Consider the following 19,739-nt stretch of genomic DNA (forward strand, 5'->3'; position numbering starts at 1 on the left):
CCTCAGGCAGCTGCGCCCTTTCGATCTCAATCGCGGCGCGTCGCTGTCGGAAACCAGATTCCGACCTGCGGAGGCGCACGAAACGGCTTCCAGGTTCCCGCCGGCTGGGCGAGGCGATCGGCAATCACCCACAGCGCCGGCGCGTGAAAGCCAAGCCCCAAATGCGTCGTGTTCACTTCGACGTTCTCGCGCTCTCCGCCCTCCTGCTCCAGGCAGGCGCGCCACGCCACCACGCCATCGGTGCGGGTATAGATCGATGTTGACGGCACGGGAATCGGTTGCGCGAGGCGGCTGATCCGTTCGGCCGTCGGCGGCTGGTATTTCTGGCCGGTCAGAAGCCGCCAGATCGCGCGAACATTGCTCGCCCCCGGCGCCGCGAATGGACTGCCGAGCGTGATGACCATCCGCACCGCCGCCGGGATTTGCCGGGCAACCTCGCGCGCAATGATGCCGCCACGGCTCCAGCCGACCAGGCTGACCTTCGAGCCGCCCTGCTTTTCGAGTTCGAGGACTCGCGCCACCACGGCGGCAAGGTCGGCGTCTGGCGCGCGCACATTGCGGCCGCGGCCCCATCCATGAACCTGATAGCCGAGGAACTCGAGGAATGAGCGGATGGCCAAGGTCGACCGGTCATCGGCGCCCAACCCGGGCAGAACCATCACCGGATGGCGTTGCCCCCGCGGCGCGGTCGCCAGAAGCGGCGCCGCCACGGCAATCAGCGCCGGGATGTCGAGAAAGCCGCGCCCTTCCGCGGCAAGCAGCGCGAGCGAGGGTGGTTCGACGGTCTGCTCGTCACTTCCCATGGGTAGCGTCCGTTGTTGATGGTCAAGAATGGCCCGTGCAGCCGTGCATTGCCGGCGAGCACGAGACGTCAGTTCGGCGGCGCGGCCTTTCCGAACACACCGCCGATGGCCCGCAACAGCCAACTCGGCTGATACTTGATCCATTGGACCGCCAGTTCGTTGGCAAGCCCTGCGACATGCACCGGCTTGCCTGCCATGCAGGCGCGGTAGCCCTCCTGTGCGACGGTCTTCGCATCCATGATCATCATGCTCGGCATGTTGCCGAGATTGGTGCCCTGGACCATTCCGGTGTTCGTCACGCCGGGACACAACGTCGTCAGCGTGATCTTGCTGCCACTTAATTCCTGCGACAACGCCTCGCCGAACGACAGCACATAGGCCTTTGACGCGGCATAGACCGCAAGATTCGGCACCGGCATGAAGGCCGCGACCGACCCAACGTTCAGGATCCGTCCACTGTTGCGCTCGAGCATCGGCGCGAGGAACAGACGGGTCAATGCCGTCATGGCGACGACATTGACCTGCAGCAGCCGCAACTGATCGTCGAGGCCGATTGCGCCGACGCGTCCTTCGAGCAAGAGACCGGCATTGTTCACCAGCAGGTCGACCCGCACGCCGGCGTCGTCAAGCGAATCGAACACCGCCTGCGGCGCCGCCGGCTCGCTCAGATCGGCGGCCACGATGGTCACCTTGGCGCCATGACTTGCCTTGAGCTCGCGCGCGAGCTCCTGGAGCTTGTCGCGGCTACGCGCCAGCAGCACGAGGCTGAGGCGATTGGCCGCGAGCACGCGCGCGAGCTCGAGCCCAATGCCGCCCGATGCTCCGGTCACCAGCGCGCATTGACCTTCATCTCCGCTCACCGACATGAGGCGCCTCCCTTCGTTGCCAGAACGGTTCTGCGCAATCCACGAACGGCGCGTGCGACAAGCCGCCGCCGCGCCAGCTCGGCGGGTGCACCGCCGCAGTTCCGGTCGGCAGCATATCTGCGCGAGAACCGTTCGATCGCCCGCAACAACAGCTGGGCCTGCTCGAACTGGTCGGCCGTCTCCTTCACCTCGCCAAGCGACTTGCGCAATGGCTCCAGCACCTCGATCCGGTCGGGATAGCCGGACAGCCGAGGGTCGCGACTTTGCGTCGCCGGCATCACATCACCGACCGATCCTGGCCGATCGCCTTGACGACGGCGAAGGCGACCGCATCGACCGGCTGCAGTCCGTCGACGGTTCGAAGGATGTTTCGCGATCGGTAGTAGTCGACCAGCGGCGCGGTCTGCTCGTTATAGGCATCGATACGCAGTTTGAGCGTCTCGTGATTGTCGTCGGCGCGCACCGCGCCACCTTGCGCTCTCGCCTCGCGGGCCCGCGTCTCGATCCGGTCCAGCAACACCGTCTCGTCGGCCTTGAGCTCGACGACATGGTCGATCGCAAGACCCTCGGTATCGAGCAGATCGTCGAGGCCGACCGCCTGGGCCATCGTTCGCGGGAAGCCGTCGAGCACAAAGCCATGCTTGGCATCGGCTTGCGAGATGCGTTCGATCACCGCGGCGATCACGAGCTGATCGGGAACGAGCCCACCCCTCACCATGGTATCCTTGACTTTCCGTCCGATACTGGTGTCCGCGTCAACCGCAGCACGCAGCATGTCGCCGGTCGAAAGGTGCGGTATGTCGTACTCCTCGACCAGGCGCTTCGCCTGTGTTCCCTTGCCCGCGCCAGGCGGCCCCAGCAGAACGATCCTCATCGCATGTGTCCCAATATTCGCTCGATCACCGGCAGCATTCCCGCGGAGCGTCGAGCGACCCGGCTCCGTGCGGGCCGGGCCGCTCGTTTCGTCCTCACGCCATCGCCAGGCGCGCACTGGGCGCAGGCCGCATCGACAGCAGCAACAGCAATCCCGACAGCACGTAGAGCGCCATCACGAAGTACATGCTGTAGATGTTGTCGCCGGTACTCCGCACGATCAGGCCGTTGATCGAGGGGCTGATGGCCGGGCCTAGGTTTCCAAGGCTGCTGATCAGTGCAAGCCCGCCGGCGGCGGCACCGGTGGAGAGGTATTCGCTGGTCAGCGCGAAGAACAGCGGCGTCGCCGACGCAATGCCGATCACCGCAAAGGACAGCGCAAGGATCGATCCGACGAGGTTGCCCTGCAGCATCGTCGTGACGAACAGGCCGAACGCGGCGATCGCGACGCAGGCGGCATAGTGCCAGCGGCGCTCGTGCCACCTGTCGGAGTGACGGCCGATCAGGATCATGCCGATGACGCCGGCGGCATTCGGGATCGCGGCATAAACACCGACAAGGAACAAATCCTTGACGCCCCAGCTCTGGATCAGGGTCGGCATCCAGAACACCATCGTGTAGGTCGCGCCGAGCAGCAGCAGATAGACGAACGACAACACATAGACCTTGGGGTCCTTGAGCATCTGCCCGAACGTTCCCGAGGGTTCGCTCTCGATGTCCTTCTCATCGTGCTGGAAGGTGTCCTCGAGCAGGGCTTTCTCGTCCTTCGAGAGCCACGCGGCCTGCGCGGGCTTGTCCTCGAGCAGGACGTAGACCAGGATGCCGAGTGTCAGCGCCGGCAGACCCTGGACGAGGAACAGCCACTGCCAGCCATGAAGGCCGCCGGCACCGTCGAAATACTTCAGGATCGAGCCGCACAAGGGACCGGCGATCACGGACACGATCGTTGTCGCCGACATGAAGGTGGCGATCACCTGCCCGCGCCGCGCCGACGGATACCAATAGGTGAAGTACAGGATTACGCCGGGAAAGAAGCCGGCCTCGAACACGCCGAGCAGGAACCGGACGACATAGAACTGGAACGGCGTCGACACGAACATCATGGCGGATGCCGCGAGTCCCCACAGCACCATGATGCGCAGCAGGGTCTTGCGCGCGCCGATCCTCTCCAGCAGCAGGTTGCTCGGCACCTCGAACAGAAAATATCCGACGAAGAAGATGCCCGCGCCGAGACCGTAGACCGCATCGTCGAACGGTAATGTCTGCTTCATCTGCAGCTGCGCGTAGCCGATATTGATGCGATCGAGATAGGCGATCATGTAGGCGATCAGCAGAAGCGGGATCAGGCGCCTATCGATCTTCGAGAACAGGGATTTATGCGCCGGACTTTCCAGTACCGACAGCGATCCCTTTGCGGCGGGTGGGTGCATCCTAGTTTCCTCCAAATGTTCTTTTGATTCCGGCGCCGGGCGGGAGACCGCGGTGGCGTCCCGACTCCGGCGATGTGAAGCGTTGAAGGCCTCCGCGCCTAGCTGGCCCGGCTCGCCTTGTCGTTTGCGGCGGCCGGTGGCACCTCGTCGGTCTGGATGACCGTCACCGACGCCGCGGTCGCGGATGGCGCCTTCGCTTGAGCCGCAGGTTGCAGCTCGACGATCTCGGCCTCGACCGACGGCAGAGCCTCGATCTCGCGCAGGGCGGCGCGCAGGTGCTCGATCATCTCGTAGGACTCGTCCTGCGAGAGCACGCGCCGGCATGCGGTCAAACCGAACTCAAGCAGTCCCGCATAGCTGTGCACCGTGATGTTCAGCGCGCTGCCGTGATAGGGGATCGAAACCGGGAAATAATGCACCATCCGTGCGCCGGCCATGTAGAGGTGCTGCCCCGGTCCCGGCACGTTGGAGATCAGCACGTTGCCCGCTGCCGGCATGCGGCTGGCGAGGTTGGAGCGGCCAAGCAGCGAGGCGAGCCCCGTCATCAGCCACGGCGACCCCGTGATCGGCACATCGACGCCGAGCACCGGCTTGAGCTCGCGCACGACTGCCTTGGCCGCCTCGGATGACGCGTGGATTGCCTTGAACCGGGTCGGCAGGTCATCGATATCGGTCGCCAGGTCGACGCGTACCGCGGAGACCTGGTTGTTCATCGCCTTGTCGCCTTCGGCACGCAGGCTGACTGGCACCATCGCGATCAGGGCTTCCTTGGGCAGCAGGCCGCGCTCGGCGAGAAAGCGTTGCAGCGCGATGCTGCACATCGCCATGACGATGGTGTTGACGGTGCCGCCGACACGTTTGCCCAGCACCTTGATGTCGGCAAGCGGCAGCGACATCGTGCTGTAGGAGCGCTGGTTGGTGATGGAATCGTTGAACACCGTCTTCGGAGCCAGTCCAAGGCTGAGCGAGCGCTCCCCCTTCTGTGAGCGCTGGCTGGCCATCACGGTGGCGGCGGTGCCGAGCGCCTTGGCCGCCGTCGGCAGCAGCTCCGCGAGCTTGCGGTATTGCTGGGCCGCATTGTTGGCCGCCGCCTGCAGTAGCTCGGTCACGCCGAGCTGGTATTGCCCGGAGGCGCGCTTGCGCCGTGGCGGCGGCACCTCGCGCATCTTGGGCGAGACATCATAGAGCACCTTGGCGAGCTCCACACCGGCCTTGCCGTCGACGCCGCTGTGATGCGCCTTGGTGTAGAACGCGACCTGGCCGTTCTCGAGGCCATCGATGACATACATCTCCCACAGCGGACGGCTGCGATCGAGCAGCGAGGCATGCAGCCGCGCGACCAGTTGCTCGAGCTGCGCCATGGTGCCTGGACGCCGCAAGGTGACGGTCCGCACGTGATAATCGAGCTCGATATCATCGTCCTCGGTCCAGACCGGCTCGGCGAGCTGGAACGGCATCTGCGCCAGTTTGCGGTTCAGCAATGCCGAGAGATGGAGACGCTTGCCGAGCATCTCCTTGACATCCTCGTAGTAGTCGCCCTGATAACCCTCGGGGAGATCGAAGATCATCAGGCTGCCGACATGCATCGGCGTCTCCGGCGTTTCGAGATGCAGGAACGATGCATCCATGCTGCTGAGTTGATCCATTCTTCCCTCCCTTGACGTTGTGACGGCGATCGCCGTCTTGATGACGGCGTGCCGATATCTGGCGCGTCGCGGTCATTGCCCAGGCGCGACACCTGTCCGCCGCTGCCGATCCGGTTCGCGCAGGCGATCTCAGGCCTGCGCCCGGGCGGCGCGCTCCTCCTCGTCGTACAGCTCCTTCTTCGATAGCTTTCCGACCGCGGTCTTCGGCAGTTCGGCGCGGATTTCGAGCGCCTGCACCATCTCGTGCTTGCCGAGCTTGTCCTTCAGGAACGCCTGCAGCTCTTCCAGCTTGAACGGCTTGGCATCCGCCTTCAACTTGATGAAGGCCTTCGGCGACTGGCCGCGATACTCGTCGCGGATGCCGATCACGGCGACCTCCTCGACCGCCGGATATTTGTAGATCGCCTCTTCGAGCACGCGCGGATACACGTTGTAGCCGCTGCACAGCAGCATGTCCTTGGTGCGGTCCACGATGAAGATGAAGCCATCCTCATCCATGTAGCCGACGTCGCCCGTGCGCATGTAGCCGTCTGCAGTAGTCACCTCGGCCGTCGCGTCCGGCTTGTTCCAGTAGCCCTTCATCACATTCGGGCCCTTGATGCAGATCTCGCCGCGTTCGCCGAGCGGCACATAGCTGCTGCTGTCGTCGACATTGAGGAACTTGATGACGATTCCGGGCATCGGCATGCCGCAGGAGCCGGCCTTGCGCATGGCGCCATGCTGCGCCGGCGTGTAGGTGCCGCTCGGCGAGGTCTCGGTCATGCCCCAGCCTTCGCTCAAATTGCAGCCGGTGATCGAGGCGAATTGCTGCGCCACCTCGAGCGGCAACGGCGCGCCGCCGGATCCGCAATATTTCAGCGCGCGCAAGCTATGCTTCGGCGTCTCCGGATGGTTGATCAGCGCGGTGAACATGGTTGGCACCCCGCAGAAGACACTGACCGACTTGGTCGAGATTTCCTCCAGCGCGGCCTTCGGATCGAAGCGGACATGCTGGATGATTTCCGCGCCCATCAGGACGCCGAACAGCACATTCACAGAAAGCGCATAGATGTGGAACGGCGGCAACACTGCCAGGAAGCGCTCCTGCCCGTCGACCAGAACCGGCGGCGAGCCGGCCGTCGTCGCCCGGTACTGCTGGCACGCGCTGGTCAGATTGGCGTGGGTGAGCATCGCCCCCTTCGGCAGCCCGGTCGTCCCGCCGGTGTATTGCAGCACGGCGATGGTCTCGCGCGGATTATCGATCGGATAGGCCTGGTAGACACCATCATTGTGCGTCAGCTGGCCGAAGCTGATGTGATGATCGTCCCAGGTGACGTCGCTCAGCTGCTTGGCCGCCTTCATCTGGTTGACGACGGTGTCGGGGTCAGCCGTGATCTCGCCGAGCGACCCGACCACCAGCTTCTTCAATCTTGTCTTGCCCAGCATCGCCGCCATCTGCGGATAGAGCGAAACCATGTCGAGCGTGATCAGGATATCGGTCTTGCTGTCCTCGATCTTGTGTTCGAGCACCTTGGCAGCGTCCAGCGGCGAATAGTTCACCGCCGTGCCGCCTGCCTTGAGGATGCCGAAAAACGAGATGATGTAGTGCGGCGTGTTGGGCAGATAGAGGCCGACATGGACGCCCGGCTTGACGCCGAGGAGCTGCAGGCCCTTGGCCACACGATCGGTGAGCCGCCCGAGCTCGGCATAGGTGATCCGCTTGCCCATGAAATCGATCGCGGGACGATCCGGCCATTTGGCAACGGCGTCGCCCAATATCTTCTGCACTGGTCCGGGAGCTATCTCGACGTCCCAACGCACGCCGTCGGGATAGGATCGGATCCAGGGCATATCGTTCATGAGATCTCTCCCTTCTATGGTCTTGCGGATCAGACGGCGGTCACGCCGCCATCGACCGCAATGGTCTGGCCGGTGATGAATGCACAGGCATCGGAGGCGAGCAGCGCGGCGACGCCCTTGAGGTCCTCCGGGCCACCCTCGCGATTCATCGGCGCCATATGCGCGGTCGCGCTCTGGTCGAGCTGTGCGGTCATCTTGGTCGGGAAATAACCTGGCGCGATCGCGTTGACGTTGATGCCGAGCGGCGCCCATTCATTGGCAAGCGTGCGGGTCAGGTTGACGACCGCGCCCTTGCTCGCGTTGTAGGCCAGCGTCGGGGTGCCTTCCGGATAGCAGCCGGTGAGGCCCTGGATCGAGGCGATGTTGATCACTTTTCCGCTCCGCCGCGGTACCATGCAGCGCCGGCCGACCTCCTGGGTGGCGACGAAGATCGCGGTCACATTCAGGTTGATCACCTTGTTCCAGCCGTCGAGCGTATGCTCGATCGTGGCGGCGCCCCAGGACGTACCGGCATTGTTGACGAGGATGTCGATCGGGCCCAGCGCGGCCACGACCTGCTCGATCATCGGCGGGATTGTCTCCAGCCTGCCCATATCGCACACCACCGGAAGCGCCTCGACGCCAAGCCTCTTGAGGTGAGCAGCCGCGGCATCAAGCTCATCCCGCTTTCGCGCGGTGATCGCGACCTTGGCGCCGAGTTCGCCCAGCACCTCGGCGATCTGAAGACCGAGACCCCGCGATCCGCCCGTGACGAGCGCAACGCGCCCCGTCAAGTCCTGCAACTTGGCCAGACTCATGGCTTTCCCCCGATGGTTTACGCCTCACACGCGCAGCGCTATTTCGGCTGCAACAGCTTCTGAAGGTTCGCGAAGTTCTCCTGCATGCGGTCCTGCATGACCTTCCAGGCGTTGTTGCGCGCCTGCGCTTCCAGCTGCGACAGCTCGCGGAAATCCGCGACCGCCTTCTCGACCTGCTGCTTGGCAGTCTCCGTCTGCTTCGTCATAGCTTCACCGCTTGCGAAGCCCTGCATCGCCGCCTGCCACTGCGCGAGCGTCTCTTGCAGGATCTCGTTGCGCCGGCTGACCAGCGCCTGGACGCCTTCGTAGGCCTGTCTGTTGGCCTCGACCAAAGCCTCCATGTCCTTGCGCTGCCACTCGACCAGGGCAGCAATATCGAACCCGGGCAGCGTGAACTTTTCGGCCATTTTCTTCAGGTCCCCGAGCCACGGCATCGCTCCCGTGCCGGCTGTGTCGGATTGCCTGTCATCGGTCCCCATCGACGTCCTCCTTGCGGTACTTGGCTGGCGGCGGCGAAACGCCGTCCCGTGGACTGCGCGTCAGGCGGCCGCCCAGCGCGGCCGGAACAGGGCGGCGCTGTCATCGGCTCGATCCGGATCCGGGTACACCATGCCGCGAAGACCGCTGCGGTCGAATGGCGACCATTCATCCTCCCCGAGCGCGAGGCGGTCCGCGATCGCATAGAGCACGGCCGGATTGTGCCCGAGCCCGCAATGACTGCCTTCGACCTCGATGTTCTGTGTCCGCTCGGCATGCTGCTCGCGGCACCCCCACCACGAGACGATGCCGTCGGTGCGTGAGTAGATCGCCGTGCTCGGTACCGGCGGCGGCAACTTCATGATGTCCCTGTCGGGCCAGTCGTCGACCTGGCGCTCGCTCAGGATCTCGTAGAGACGCCAGGCATTGCTTGCCTTCGGCTCATTGGCGAACGGGCTGCCGAGCGTGATCACCTGGCGGACCAGATCGGGCGCGCGCCGTGCAATCTCGCGCGCAAACACACCGCCGAGGCTCCAGCCGATCAGGCTGACCTTGCGACCGTATCGCTCGGCGAGCTCGGCCAGCCTTGCGTCCATGGCAGCCTCGACGCCGGGACGCGGTCCGCGATTGGGTCCGAGCTTCCAGCCGTGGACCGCATAGCCTTGCGCCTTCAGGTAGGCGCGCAACGGCCGCGTCGAGATATCGCTGGCGGAGAGCCCCGGCAAGACGAGGACCGGATGTCCGTCCCCGCGCGGCGCGCGGCGAAGCAGCGGATAGCTTGCGAAGAACGCCTGCAGCTCCCAGATCCCGCGCACCTCGAGCGCGAGCAGCAATTGCGACGGCGGCGCAGAGCGGTCGACGACCATATTCATGTCAGAATGTCCCCTCCCGGATCACGCGGTGTGTCCCGCACGACCCGACATTTTATGATTACTGCCCGGCGCCGCGAGCGGCGCCATGCAGACCCCGATCGCGCAACCGCGCATCTTCTTGGTCTCAAAACGCTATCGAGCAGGTCAGACCCGTAAAAGGTGCAATTGGCCCGCTTGACCGGTTAGTTTGGGACATCCGCCAATGAATCTTGCGCGCCTGCTGCGATGCCTGGCGCCCGGCCGTCGCGGAAGTCCGACGGGCTTTTGCCGGTCCAGCGGACAAAGGCGTGGCGAAAGTTCGCCGCGTCGCTGTAGTCAAGCCGCGCGGCGATCTCGTCATTGGTCATTTGCGTGTTGCGCAGATAACCGACCGCGAGCTGCATGCGGACCTCGGAGACGATCTGCCGGTAGGTTTTCCGCTGCAGCTGCAGCCTGCGGCGGAACGTCCGTGGATGGATTGCAAGCTCCGCCGCCATCGCCTCGATACTCGGGAAGCGGCCGGGATGCTCGACGAGCCGTCGCCGGATGTCGGCAGCAAGACCGTCGTCCCGCGCGACAGGATCGAGAAGCTGATCATAGATTCGGCCGGCCATCGCCCTGGTCATCTCGTCGGGGCAGACCGCCGGACGGTCGATCCAGGCAGTGTCGAATTCCAGCGCGTTCCTGCGCTGGCCGAACTCGACCGGACACTGGAAGATGCGGTCGTAGGTCCCGGCGTGCGGCGGCGACGCATAGGCGGCGCTCAGCTTCGAGAAGCGGAACGAGTTGCCATAGACGTCGCGGCTCAGCGTCTGATAGGTCGCAAAGGCGAACTCGAGCGCGAACCGATAGACGTCATCGGCCGGATCGCGCGAAAGCAACGGCTCGAGCAGACAGCTCACCGTATCGCCCTTGCGGGTGAAGTCGATGTCGGCGACCGTTCCGAGGATCCGACCATACTTGGCCGCAAAGTCAATGACTCCGGCCCGCGTCGGGCTGCTCAGCATGGCATAGCCGTACATGCCGTAAGCCATGACATGCATTCGTTCTCCGGCGCGAAACGCGATCGCCGGATTCCGTGACAGCCGCATCGCATTGCGAAATACCGTCTCGACCTGCCGGTAGGAGACACGTACCGACGAATCCCTGAGGTCAGCACGCCTCAAATTGGTCGCGCCGAGCGCGCGCGACGCTGAGATCCCCTCCTCGGCCAGGACGTGCACCACCGCCGCGATCCGTTGCGGCGAATAGAGACACTGCAGGAGATTTGGTGACGGGTGATACACGAGCGTCCTCGTCCGCCTTCCGCGCCTGCTTCGGGTCCCGCAATCCGGTGCCCGCAAGCTGAAGTGAGGCTAGTCAGCCGGACCGGGCAGCAGAAGGTTCGATTGGTCGCGTTTGCAGGTGAGTTCCGGACAAGACCGGCCAAAAGAAAGACCGCCGAGGGAGGGCGGTCCAGGTTGGGAGAACGCGATCGCGAGCGCAACCACGGTGCCGAGCTTACGCGCGCTTCGGTCGCACAAAAGGTTCGATTGAACCAATTTGGCGGTGAACTCCGGACACAGCTGGCGAAGCCCCCCAGATATCTCGGGGTCAAAGACCCTCCTCGCCGCGGAATTCGGATGGATTCCTGCCGGTCCAGCGCGAGAAGGCGTGGCGGAAGTTAGCCGCGTCGCTGTAGCCGAGGCGGCTTGCGATCTCCTCATTGGTCATGCGCGTCTTGCGCAGATACTCGATCGCGAGCCGCATGCGCACCTCGGAAAGCAGGCTGCGATATGAGGTTCCCTCCGCCTCGAGCCTGCGCCGCAGCGCGCGGGGATAGATATCGAGCTGTTCGGCGATCGCCTCGATGCTTGGGTAACGACCCGGCTGCTCGATCAGTATCCGGCGGATATCGGCAGCAACGCCACCGGCGCGATTCACCTCGCCGAGGATCTCCTCGCACATCTCCCGCGCCATGGCGTGGGTTCGCGGATTCGCCAGCGCCCGTGGGCCGTCATTGCGTATGTATTCGTATCCACAATGATGCTGATTGAACAAAACCGGGCACCCGAAGAGATCACGATACGCCGCGGCGGACGGCGGCGGCGCATAGTCGAGCAGCACGCGCGAGAAGCCGAAGCCCTGGCCCGAGCGGTCGCGAATCGTCGTCAGATGCGCGGCCAGTGCGAACTCGACCGCGAAGCGATGCACACTCTCGGTCGGATTCGGCCAGTGCATGGGCTGGAACGTCGCCACCACCGTCTCTCGATCGTATGAGAGGTCGAAATCGCAGAACGGCCCCACCACACGGATGTATCGCGCAGCGAAGTCGCGCGCCTCCGCGTGCGTTGCACTGCTCAGCAGCGCGTACCCGTACATGCCATAGGCGGTGACATGCATTCGCGCTCCCGAGCGCAGCGCGATAGCCGGGTCGCCTGCCAGCCGCAGCGCGTTGCGGATCACCGTGTCGAGCTGCCGATACGATATGCGCGTCGTATGGGATTCGAGCTGGCCGATCGCGAGCCCGGTGCCCTCCAGAACCTCAGATGGATCAATGCCCTGCTCACGAAGCTCGGCCGCGATGGCTGCGATCGAATGCGGCGGGAATATTCGCTGCGCGAAGCCGGGGAGCATTCGACCCGGCGATTGGCGTAGGTGCGGCTCTTGCCTAGTCATTGCAACCGCATGTCCCTGGCATTCCGCGCATTCCTGCTCCACGATTGACGATCGATCGAACGTAAGCCCGATCCCGTACGCGACGCAATAATCGCGTATCCACGCGCGCGCGCCGCAACCCGCGTCCGGAAGTCACCCGGTCGGCGGTCCAATCGCACCTTTCTCCGTTTGCCGAGATCGCTAGGCTCGCGACGCCTTGCTCGACAACCGGCACGCAGCCGGAGGCGGTACGGACCACGGCAAGCGCCAACAAGGGAGGAGCGGATGCGACGGGAAGACGTTCTCAAGCAGCTGACGACACCGATCGGTGCCCCGGCATTTCCCCGCGGACCGTTCCGCTTCAACAACCGCGAATACCTCAACATCCTGTATCGCACCGACATCGAGGCGTTGCGCGCAGTCGTTCCCGAGCCGCTGGAGATTGACGATCCACTGGTTCGCTGGGAGATCATGCGGATGCCCGACACCTCCGGTCTCGGCGACTACACCGAATGCGGCCAGGCCGTCCAGGTGCGCTATGGCGACGAGAAGGGCGAGTACCTTCACGCGATGTACCTCGACAACCTGCCGGCGCTGGCATCGGGGCGCGAGATCAGCGGTTATCCCAAGGTGATCGGCAAGCCGAAGCTCTATGTCGATTCCGACACCCTGGTCGGCACCATGGACTACGGCAGCTTGCGCGTGGCCACCGCGACGATGGGTTACAAGCACCGCGCGCTGGACCTCGAAAAGGCAAAGGCCGAGATCTGCGTACCGACCTTCATGCTGAAGATCCTGTGGACCTATGACAGTCCGAAGCCGGCGGGCGAGCCGCGCATCTGCGAACTGCTGCGCTCCGAGATCACCGACATCACCGTCAAGGGCGCCTGGACCGGCCCGGCCCGGCTGGAGCTGTTCGCCCACGCATTGGCCCCGATGGCCGATTTTCCGGTGCGCGAGATCGTCGCGTGCAGCCACATCATGACCAACTTGACGCTGTCCCGCGCCAAGCGCTGCCACAACTATCTCGATCAGCCGCGATAAGCGGGCACGTCGGAGGAAGCCATGCCATCATCCGCAGATCGCGCCGCGGCGCTCAACCGCTATCGCAATGTGTGCGTCATCGGGGCCGGTGTCATCGGCTCCTCCTGGGCGGCGCTGTTTCTCGCACACGGGCTCAATGTCGTGATCAACGATCCGCAGCCCGGCATCGAGGCCACGGTCAAGGACGCCCTGATCAAGATCGGGCCGACATTGCTGAAGCTCGGCCTGCCGCATGAGGGATTGGAGCGCAACCTGCGCTTCGAGCCGGACCTCGCGCGCGCCGTCGCCGGCGCCGACCTGGTGCAGGAGAACGGGCCGGAGAAGCCCGAGTGGAAGCAGCAGCTCTGGGCACGAATCGAGGCAACGGTGCCGAAACATGCATTGCTGCTGTCGTCGAGCTCGGCGCGGCCAGCCACCGAACAGGCGAAAGAGATGAAGGATGCAAGCCGGCTGCTGGTCGGCCATCCTTTCAACCCGCCGCATCTGATCCCGCTCGTCGAAATCGTTCCCGGCGAGCGCACCGATCCAGAGGCCACCGCCGACGCCGTGGCGTTCTACGAGGCGCTCGGCAAGGTGCCGCGCGTGCTCAAGAAGGAAATCCAGGGCTTCGTCGCCAACCGGCTGCAGCGCGCGATCATGCGCGAGGCCTGCTATCTCGTGCAGGAAGGCGTCGTCACGGTCGACGAGCTGGACGACGTCGTCACCAGCTCGATCGGGTTGCGCTGGGCGGTGAACGGGCCGTTCAGCTCGTTCCACATGGGTGGTGGACCGAACGGGCTGGAATCGTTCTTCCAGCACCTCGGCAAGAACATGGCCGCGTCGTTCAAGGTGATTCCGCAGGTCGATCTCGACGAGGCGCTGCAGCGCAAGATCATCGACCAGGCCGCGGCATCTTTCGGCAAGACGCCGATCCCGCGGATGGAGCGCGAACGCGACGACACGCAGGTGGCGCTGCTGCACGTGCTGGCGGCACGCAACGGCAGGAACGGGACATGACCGGCTCACCCGCAGGCCTGCGCGCATTCGCAGACAGAGGCGGCCGCCACGTTTCGGAATAGGCCAACCTGGCCGACGGACAACAGCTGATCCCGGGCATCAAGCGGAGACGAACTCACATGAGCATCTTCGAAGGTTTGAAGGTCATCGACTGCGGCAGCTTCATCGCCGCGCCAACCGCCGCGACGCTACTCGGCGACTTCGGCGCCGACGTGATCAAGATCGAACCGCCCGGTGCAGGCGACGCGTTCCGTCAGGTGCCGAAGCTGCCGGGCATGCCGAGATCCGACCAGCCCTATGGCTGGCTGCTCGACAATCGCAACAAGCGCGGCCTTGCGCTCGACCTGTCGAAGCCCGAGGGCCAGGCGGTGCTGCATCGCCTCGCCTCCACCGCCGACGCCTTCATCACGAACTATCCGCTCGCGGTCCGCAGGAAGCTCGCGATCAGCTACGAGCGGCTTGCCGCGGCGAACGACCGGCTGATCTACGCCTCCTTCACCGGCTATGGCGAGACCGGTGACGAGGCGGGCAAGCCCGGCTTCGATGTCACGGCCTACTGGGCGCGCTCAGGCCTGATGGACATGGTGAGGAGCGACGCCAGCACGCCGCCGGCGCGGGCGCTGGCCGGCATGGGCGATCACCCGTCGGGCGTTTCGCTGTTCGCGGCCGTCGCGGTGGCGCTGTATCAGCGCGAGCGCACGGGACGCGGCACCCAGGTCGGCTCCTCGCTGCTCGCCAACGGCGTCTGGTCGAACGGCATCATGGCGCAGGCGGCGTTGTGCGGGGCGACGTTCACGCCGCGGCCGCCGCGCGAGAATCTGTTCAATGCGCTCGGCTGCTACTACCGCTGCCGCGACGGCCGCTGGCTGCTGCTCGCGATCGTCAACGAGCAGCGCGACTTTCCGACCGTGGCGAAATGCCTCGGCCTCAACGACCTGCTCACTGATCCGCGCTTTGCCAAGCAGGCCGATCGCTTCGCCCGTTCCTCCGAATTGATCGCCCTGTTCGACGCGGCATTCGCGACGCGTGACCGGGACGAATGGCGGGCCCGCCTCGATGAAGCAGGCATCGTCTTCGAATGCGTTGCCGAGATGGGCGACCTGTCCGCCGACCGGCAAATGCTGTCGGCCGGCGTGCTGGTGCCGTTCGAGAACGACGAGATGCTGACCATCGACAGCCCGTTCTTTGTCGACGGTGCAACCAAGGTGAAGCCGCGCAAGGCGCCCGCGGTCGGTGAGCACAGCACGCAGATCCTGCGCGAGGCCGGCTACGATGACGCGGCCATCGCCGAGATGCGCGAAAGCAAGGTCCTGGCGTGATGCGCTGACCGCAAGGCGGCGCCTGCCGCCCTCACCGCACGCACGAGAAAAGGCCGCGCCTCGAATGAGAGGCGCGGCCAGTCTCGAGGCGCCCGAACCGGGGGGCACCACAGCGGCGGTGTGGCGCAGCTGAGGTTCGGAGGACGCCCCCGAGCAGAAGCGATCAGCGCCCGACACGCTTCCAACTCCCTGACGAGCCATCGCATTTGCCGTCGATGGCCAATCTATGCATCGAGTTCGACCACGAGGAGGTTCGACGAGGCCGGTTCGGAGGTGACTTATGGACAGCGTGGAGTAACGAGCGGTCACATACAGCGCTGCGCCGCCCGCACGGCCTTCACACCGGCGAAGAGACCCGGAAATCGGACGGGCTCTTGCCGGTCCAGCGGATGAAGGCATGCCGGAAGTTGGCGGCGTCGCTATAGCCCAGCCGGCTCGCGATCTCCTCGTTGGTCATCGCGGTCTTGCGCAGATATTCCATCGCTAGCCGCGTCCGCACCTCGGCGAGCAGCTCACGATACGATGTATCTTCCGCTTCGAGCCTCCGCCGCAGGGCACGCGGATGCATCGACAGCCGCTCGGCGATCGCTTCGATGTTCGGATACCTGCCGGGCTGCTCGATCAGGACCCGCCGGACATCGGCGGCGATGCCGCCTGCATGATTGACCTCGGACAGCACCTGCTCGCACATCTCGCGCGCCATTCCGTGGGTGCGGGAATCCGCCAGCGCCACCGGACCGTCGGCCTGAGACAGCTGATATCTGTACTCGTTGCCGCGCTGGCGAAACTGGACCGGGCAGTCGAAGAACATCTGGTAGGCGTCCGCATGCGCCGGTTCACCATAGGCAAGGGAAATCCGCGAGAAGCAGAACGACTCGCCCGCCAGGTCCTTCATCGTCGTCAAATGCGACGACAGGGCGAACTCGGCCGCGAAGCGATGCACGTCTTGCGTCGGATTCGGCCAGTGCAACGGCTCGAACGCACAGACGACCGCCGCGCCGTCATACGAGTATTTCGCATCGCACAGCGGGCCGACGACCCGAAGGTATCGATTGGCGAAGGCGCGCGCATCGTCATAGGTCGCGCTGCTCAGCAAAGCATATCCGTACATTCCGTGCGCGGTCACGCGCATGCGCTGTCCGGCGCGGAGCGCAACCGTCGGTTCGTTCGACAGCCGCAGTGCATTGCGAACCACGATGTCGATCTGCCGGTACGAGATACGCGTCGTATGAGCTTCGAGCTGATCCTCGGTCAAGCCGGTGCCCGCCAGCGCCACGGACGATCGAACCTGTTGCCTGCCGAGCTCGGCGATGATGGCAGCAATCAACTGCGCCGAATATACATGCTGGTCGAAATCCGGCGGCAATTGGCATTCCGGCACAGCGTCTCGCAGGCGCCTTCCAGCGCTCATGGTCGTCTACCTCCTTGGACCTAAAGTCTTGCTCAAATCGAAATCATTCGCAATGCCGGCAGCAACTGGCCGGCTTCCCCTATCCCCAACCTTGGGACGGCGCGCGGATCGTATCCAATCATGCCGAGTTCGCTATCGAGGTAATTCGCCGGCACCGCCGTGCTTCAGCATTCCACGACGTTCACCGCGAGCCCGCCCAGCGATGTCTCCTTGTATTTGGACTTCATATCCTCGCCGGTCTGCAGCATCGTCTTGATGACGGCATCAAGCGATACATAGTGCTTGCCGTCACCACGCAGCGCCATTCGGGCGGCGTTGATGGCCTTGACGGCGCCCATCGCGTTGCGCTCGATGCAAGGAATCTGCACCAGGCCCCCGACGGGATCGCAAGTGAGTCCGAGATTGTGCTCCATCCCGATCTCGGCGGCGTTCTCGACCTGGGCCGGCGCACCGCCGAGCACGGCCGTCAGGCCGCCTGCGGCCATCGAACAGGCGACGCCGACCTCGCCCTGACAGCCAACTTCCGCGCCGGAAATCGAGGCATTCGCCTTGTACAGCATGCCGATCGCGGCCGCGGTGAGCAGGAACGTCACGACGCCGTCGTCGGTCGCGCCCGGACAGAACTTGACGTAGTAGTGCAGCACGGCCGGGATCACGCCGGCGGCGCCGTTGGTCGGCGCAGTCACGATCCGTCCGCGTGCTGCATTCTCCTCATTCACCGCCATCGCGAAGGCGTTGACCCAGTCCATCGCCGCCAGCGGATCGACGCTCTCGGTGTCGCTATTGCGGGCCGACAGTTCGCGGTAGAGCGCCGGTGCGCGACGGCGAATGCCCAGCGGCCCGGGCAACGGTTCGGCCGCGCCGGCATTGTCGATTCCGAAGCCGCGGTCGACGCATTGCTTCATCGTCTCCCAGATCCTCAGGAGGCCGGCGCGGACGTCCGCGTCGGTGCGATGGACGCACTCGTTGGCGAGCACCACGTCGGCGATCGAGCGGCCGCTCGACTGCGCACGTGCAACCAGCTCGGCGCCGGTGCCGAACGGATACGGCCAGACCGGGAGCTCGGCGCCTGCGCCGCCAGCCGCGTCGCCAAGGCCACGCTCGATCACGAATCCGCCGCCGATCGAGAAGTAGTAGCGTTCCGCCAGCAGACTGCCGTCGGCCGCGAACGCCACGAGGCGGATTCCGTTGGGATGTTCCGGGAGTGCGCTGTCGGGCTTGAACACGATATCGTGCCCGCGCCGAAACGGGACCGGATGAACGTTGAGCAGCCGCAGCTCGCCGGAGCGCCGGATGTCCGCAAGCTGCGGAGCCACCTCGGCCGGATCAACCGTATCGGGCTTTTCGCCGAGCAGGCCGAGGATCACGCCGAGATCGGTCGCATGCCCTCGCCCGGTCGCGCCCAGCGAGCCATAGAAATCGGCGCGGACCCGTACCGTTCTGGAAAGCAGGCCATCGCGCTCGAGCGCGCGGACGAATTGGCCGGCCGCGCGCATCGGCCCCACCGTGTGCGAACTCGAGGGGCCGATGCCGATCTTGAATATGTCGAAGACCGAAAGCATCAGGCAGCAGGCAGTTGTTGCTTGACGAGCTCGACCCAATACGCGGCGCCCATCGGCAGGATGGCGTCATTGAAATCATAGTACGGGTTGTGCAACGGCGGATCATTGGCGGTCTCGCCCGCGCCGATACAGATGTAAGCGCCTGGGCACTCCTGCAGCATGAACGCAAAGTCCTCCGATCCCATCGCCGGCTTGATGTCGGTTTGCACCTGTTCGACGCCGACGAGGTTTGCGGCGGCCGACGCCGCGGCATTCGCTTCGGCGGGCGTGTTGATCACTCCCGGATAACCTCGCATGTAGCTCAGATCGATCTTTCCGCCATGGGTTTGCGCCACGCCGGCGCAGACCTGCTTCATGGCAGCCTCGACCTGATCCTGTATCTCGGCGTCCAGCGTTCTGACCGTACCGCGCAATGTGACGGTTTCGGGCACCACGTTCCAGGTGTCGCCGCCATGGATCTGTGTGACGCTCACGACGGCGGCGTCCATGGCACCGATGCGGCGGCTCACGATGCCTTGTAGCGCGGAGACGAGATCGGCCGACACCAGGATCGGGTCGATGCCCTTCTCCGGCGTCGCGGCATGACAACCGCTCCCGGTCACGACGATCTCGAACGTATCGAGGAAGGCCGTCGCAATGCCGGTCCGGATCGCGAATTTTCCTCGCGGGATATTCGGAATGTTGTGCATCCCGTAGACCGCGTCGGCGGGAAACATCTTGAACAACCCCTCCTCAACCATCCTCTTGCCGCCGCCTTCATTCTCCTCGGCGGGCTGGAACACGAAGTGAACAGTGCCGCGGAACGGCCGGCGGCGGGCGAGCTGTACGGCGGCGCCAAGCAGCATTGTGGTGTGGCCGTCGTGGCCACAGCCGTGCATTTTGCCGGCCCGGGTTGATTTGTGGGCGCGGTCCCCCAGTTCCTGTAGATCAAGCGCGTCCATGTCGGCGCGCAGCGCGATCGTCGGGCCTTCGCCATTCTTCAGCGTTCCGACCACGCCGGTGCCGCCGAGGCCGCGATGGACCGGAATCTGCATCTCCATCAGCGCATCGGCCACGAGCTGGGCGGTGCGGTGCTCTTGGAACGCGGTTTCCGGGTTGGCATGGATGTCATGGCGCCAATCCAGCATGCGGGCACAGACATCGTCGGCGATTCCAAACTTCTCTGACATGCGTTGGTCCATCTGTTCG

At 64.7% G+C, this 19,739-nt stretch carries 18 protein-coding genes; 3 read left to right on the forward strand and 15 right to left on the reverse strand.

All coding sequences use genetic code 11. The annotated features are described in order from the left end of the window. Positions 1 to 26: 26 nt before the first annotated feature. From J2R76_RS23030 to J2R76_RS23085, 12 genes are all read right to left on the reverse strand, one after another. Positions 27 to 926 (reverse strand): triacylglycerol lipase, encoded by a 900-nt coding sequence (locus J2R76_RS23030; protein WP_253625007.1) that lies wholly within the window; start codon positions 924 to 926, stop codon positions 27 to 29. Continuing rightward, positions 872 to 1,669 (reverse strand): SDR family oxidoreductase, encoded by a 798-nt coding sequence (locus J2R76_RS23035; RefSeq protein ID WP_253625008.1) that lies wholly within the window; start codon positions 1,667 to 1,669, stop codon positions 872 to 874. Before J2R76_RS23035 ends, J2R76_RS23030 begins: the two co-directional genes overlap by 55 nt. Next, entirely contained in the window at positions 1,660 to 1,947 is a 288-nt protein-coding gene (locus J2R76_RS23040; RefSeq protein WP_253625009.1) for a hypothetical protein, read from the reverse strand. Before J2R76_RS23040 ends, J2R76_RS23035 begins: the two co-directional genes overlap by 10 nt. Next, complete coding sequence (locus J2R76_RS23045; protein ID WP_253625010.1) at positions 1,947 to 2,543, reverse strand: adenylate kinase; 597 nt, start codon at positions 2,541 to 2,543, stop codon at positions 1,947 to 1,949. Before J2R76_RS23045 ends, J2R76_RS23040 begins: the two co-directional genes overlap by 1 nt. 94 nt (positions 2,544 to 2,637) lie before the next feature. Further along, on the reverse strand, positions 2,638 to 3,972 hold the full coding sequence (locus J2R76_RS23050) for an MFS transporter (RefSeq protein WP_253625011.1): 1,335 nt from the start codon (positions 3,970 to 3,972) through the stop codon (positions 2,638 to 2,640). A gap of 98 nt (positions 3,973 to 4,070) precedes the next feature. After that, the gene (locus tag J2R76_RS23055) at positions 4,071 to 5,618 is read right to left on the reverse strand and encodes a wax ester/triacylglycerol synthase family O-acyltransferase (RefSeq protein WP_083714891.1); all 1,548 of its coding nucleotides are present in this window, start codon (positions 5,616 to 5,618) and stop codon (positions 4,071 to 4,073) included. Positions 5,619 to 5,747: 129 nt separating this feature from the next. Beyond that, positions 5,748 to 7,457, reverse strand: coding sequence for a long-chain fatty acid--CoA ligase (locus J2R76_RS23060; RefSeq protein WP_253625012.1), 1,710 nt, complete (start codon positions 7,455 to 7,457; stop codon positions 5,748 to 5,750). 29 nt (positions 7,458 to 7,486) lie between these two features. Further along, on the reverse strand, positions 7,487 to 8,254 hold the full coding sequence (locus tag J2R76_RS23065) for an SDR family oxidoreductase (RefSeq protein ID WP_253625013.1): 768 nt from the start codon (positions 8,252 to 8,254) through the stop codon (positions 7,487 to 7,489). 38 nt (positions 8,255 to 8,292) lie between these two features. Then, entirely contained in the window at positions 8,293 to 8,733 is a 441-nt protein-coding gene (gene phaP / locus J2R76_RS23070; protein ID WP_229189854.1) for a phasin family protein, read from the reverse strand. Between the two features lie 60 nt (positions 8,734 to 8,793). Further along, the gene (locus tag J2R76_RS23075) at positions 8,794 to 9,603 is read right to left on the reverse strand and encodes a triacylglycerol lipase (RefSeq protein WP_057016379.1); all 810 of its coding nucleotides are present in this window, start codon (positions 9,601 to 9,603) and stop codon (positions 8,794 to 8,796) included. 182 nt (positions 9,604 to 9,785) lie between these two features. Further along, on the reverse strand, positions 9,786 to 10,868 hold the full coding sequence (locus tag J2R76_RS23080) for an AraC family transcriptional regulator (RefSeq protein WP_229189855.1): 1,083 nt from the start codon (positions 10,866 to 10,868) through the stop codon (positions 9,786 to 9,788). Positions 10,869 to 11,175: 307 nt separating this feature from the next. Beyond that, a complete protein-coding gene (locus tag J2R76_RS23085) occupies positions 11,176 to 12,198 on the reverse strand; it encodes an AraC family transcriptional regulator (RefSeq protein ID WP_253625014.1) in 1,023 nt (340 codons plus the stop codon). Positions 12,199 to 12,504: 306 nt separating this feature from the next. Between J2R76_RS23085 and J2R76_RS23090 the strand changes: the two genes are divergently transcribed. The 3 genes from J2R76_RS23090 to J2R76_RS23100 all read left to right on the forward strand — a co-directional run bounded on the left by J2R76_RS23090 (position 12,505) and on the right by J2R76_RS23100 (position 15,578). Next, complete coding sequence (locus tag J2R76_RS23090) at positions 12,505 to 13,263, forward strand: acetoacetate decarboxylase (protein WP_253625015.1); 759 nt, start codon at positions 12,505 to 12,507, stop codon at positions 13,261 to 13,263. A gap of 21 nt (positions 13,264 to 13,284) precedes the next feature. Next, the gene (locus tag J2R76_RS23095) at positions 13,285 to 14,259 is read left to right on the forward strand and encodes a 3-hydroxyacyl-CoA dehydrogenase NAD-binding domain-containing protein (RefSeq protein ID WP_253625016.1); all 975 of its coding nucleotides are present in this window, start codon (positions 13,285 to 13,287) and stop codon (positions 14,257 to 14,259) included. Between the two features lie 119 nt (positions 14,260 to 14,378). After that, positions 14,379 to 15,578, forward strand: coding sequence for a CaiB/BaiF CoA-transferase family protein (locus J2R76_RS23100; RefSeq protein ID WP_057016381.1), 1,200 nt, complete (start codon positions 14,379 to 14,381; stop codon positions 15,576 to 15,578). Between the two features lie 337 nt (positions 15,579 to 15,915). Here the strand turns inward: J2R76_RS23100 and J2R76_RS23105 are convergent, their stop codons facing one another. The 3 genes from J2R76_RS23105 to J2R76_RS23115 form a co-directional block, all read right to left on the reverse strand. Further along, positions 15,916 to 16,989 carry an AraC family transcriptional regulator gene (locus J2R76_RS23105; protein ID WP_082653722.1) on the reverse strand — a complete coding sequence of 358 codons (1,074 nt, stop codon included), beginning with the start codon at positions 16,987 to 16,989 and terminating at the stop codon, positions 15,916 to 15,918. A gap of 164 nt (positions 16,990 to 17,153) precedes the next feature. Beyond that, positions 17,154 to 18,554, reverse strand: coding sequence for an L-serine ammonia-lyase (locus tag J2R76_RS23110; RefSeq protein WP_305884429.1), 1,401 nt, complete (start codon positions 18,552 to 18,554; stop codon positions 17,154 to 17,156). Further along, positions 18,551 to 19,720, reverse strand: a complete 1,170-nt coding sequence (locus J2R76_RS23115) for a M20 aminoacylase family protein (protein ID WP_076825248.1) — start codon at positions 19,718 to 19,720, stop codon at positions 18,551 to 18,553. Before J2R76_RS23115 ends, J2R76_RS23110 begins: the two co-directional genes overlap by 4 nt. Positions 19,721 to 19,739: the final 19 nt, after the last annotated feature.

Origin of the sequence: Bradyrhizobium sp. USDA 4532 (genome assembly GCF_024171315.1) — a bacterium.
GTDB lineage: Bacteria > Pseudomonadota > Alphaproteobacteria > Rhizobiales > Xanthobacteraceae > Bradyrhizobium > Bradyrhizobium australafricanum.

Excerpts from the sequence above, each read along its gene's own strand:
- J2R76_RS23035 (WP_253625008.1), bottom strand. The coding sequence starts at position 1,669 with ATGTCGGTGAGCGGAGATGAAGGTCAATGCGCGCTGGTGACCGGAGCA.
- J2R76_RS23040 (WP_253625009.1), bottom strand. The coding sequence starts at position 1,947 with ATGCCGGCGACGCAAAGTCGCGACCCTCGGCTGTCCGGCTATCCCGAC.
- J2R76_RS23045 (WP_253625010.1), bottom strand. The coding sequence starts at position 2,543 with ATGAGGATCGTTCTGCTGGGGCCGCCTGGCGCGGGCAAGGGAACACAG.
- J2R76_RS23050 (WP_253625011.1), bottom strand. The coding sequence starts at position 3,972 with ATGCACCCACCCGCCGCAAAGGGATCGCTGTCGGTACTGGAAAGTCCG.
- J2R76_RS23055 (WP_083714891.1), bottom strand. The coding sequence starts at position 5,618 with ATGGATCAACTCAGCAGCATGGATGCATCGTTCCTGCATCTCGAAACG.
- J2R76_RS23060 (WP_253625012.1), bottom strand. The coding sequence starts at position 7,457 with ATGAACGATATGCCCTGGATCCGATCCTATCCCGACGGCGTGCGTTGG.
- J2R76_RS23065 (WP_253625013.1), bottom strand. The coding sequence starts at position 8,254 with ATGAGTCTGGCCAAGTTGCAGGACTTGACGGGGCGCGTTGCGCTCGTC.
- phaP (WP_229189854.1), bottom strand. The coding sequence starts at position 8,733 with ATGGGGACCGATGACAGGCAATCCGACACAGCCGGCACGGGAGCGATG.
- J2R76_RS23075 (WP_057016379.1), bottom strand. The coding sequence starts at position 9,603 with ATGAATATGGTCGTCGACCGCTCTGCGCCGCCGTCGCAATTGCTGCTC.
- J2R76_RS23085 (WP_253625014.1), bottom strand. The coding sequence starts at position 12,198 with ATGCTCCCCGGCTTCGCGCAGCGAATATTCCCGCCGCATTCGATCGCA.
- J2R76_RS23090 (WP_253625015.1), top strand. The coding sequence starts at position 12,505 with ATGCGACGGGAAGACGTTCTCAAGCAGCTGACGACACCGATCGGTGCC.
- J2R76_RS23095 (WP_253625016.1), top strand. The coding sequence starts at position 13,285 with ATGCCATCATCCGCAGATCGCGCCGCGGCGCTCAACCGCTATCGCAAT.
- J2R76_RS23100 (WP_057016381.1), top strand. The coding sequence starts at position 14,379 with ATGAGCATCTTCGAAGGTTTGAAGGTCATCGACTGCGGCAGCTTCATC.
- J2R76_RS23105 (WP_082653722.1), bottom strand. The coding sequence starts at position 16,989 with ATGAGCGCTGGAAGGCGCCTGCGAGACGCTGTGCCGGAATGCCAATTG.
- J2R76_RS23115 (WP_076825248.1), bottom strand. The coding sequence starts at position 19,720 with ATGTCAGAGAAGTTTGGAATCGCCGACGATGTCTGTGCCCGCATGCTG.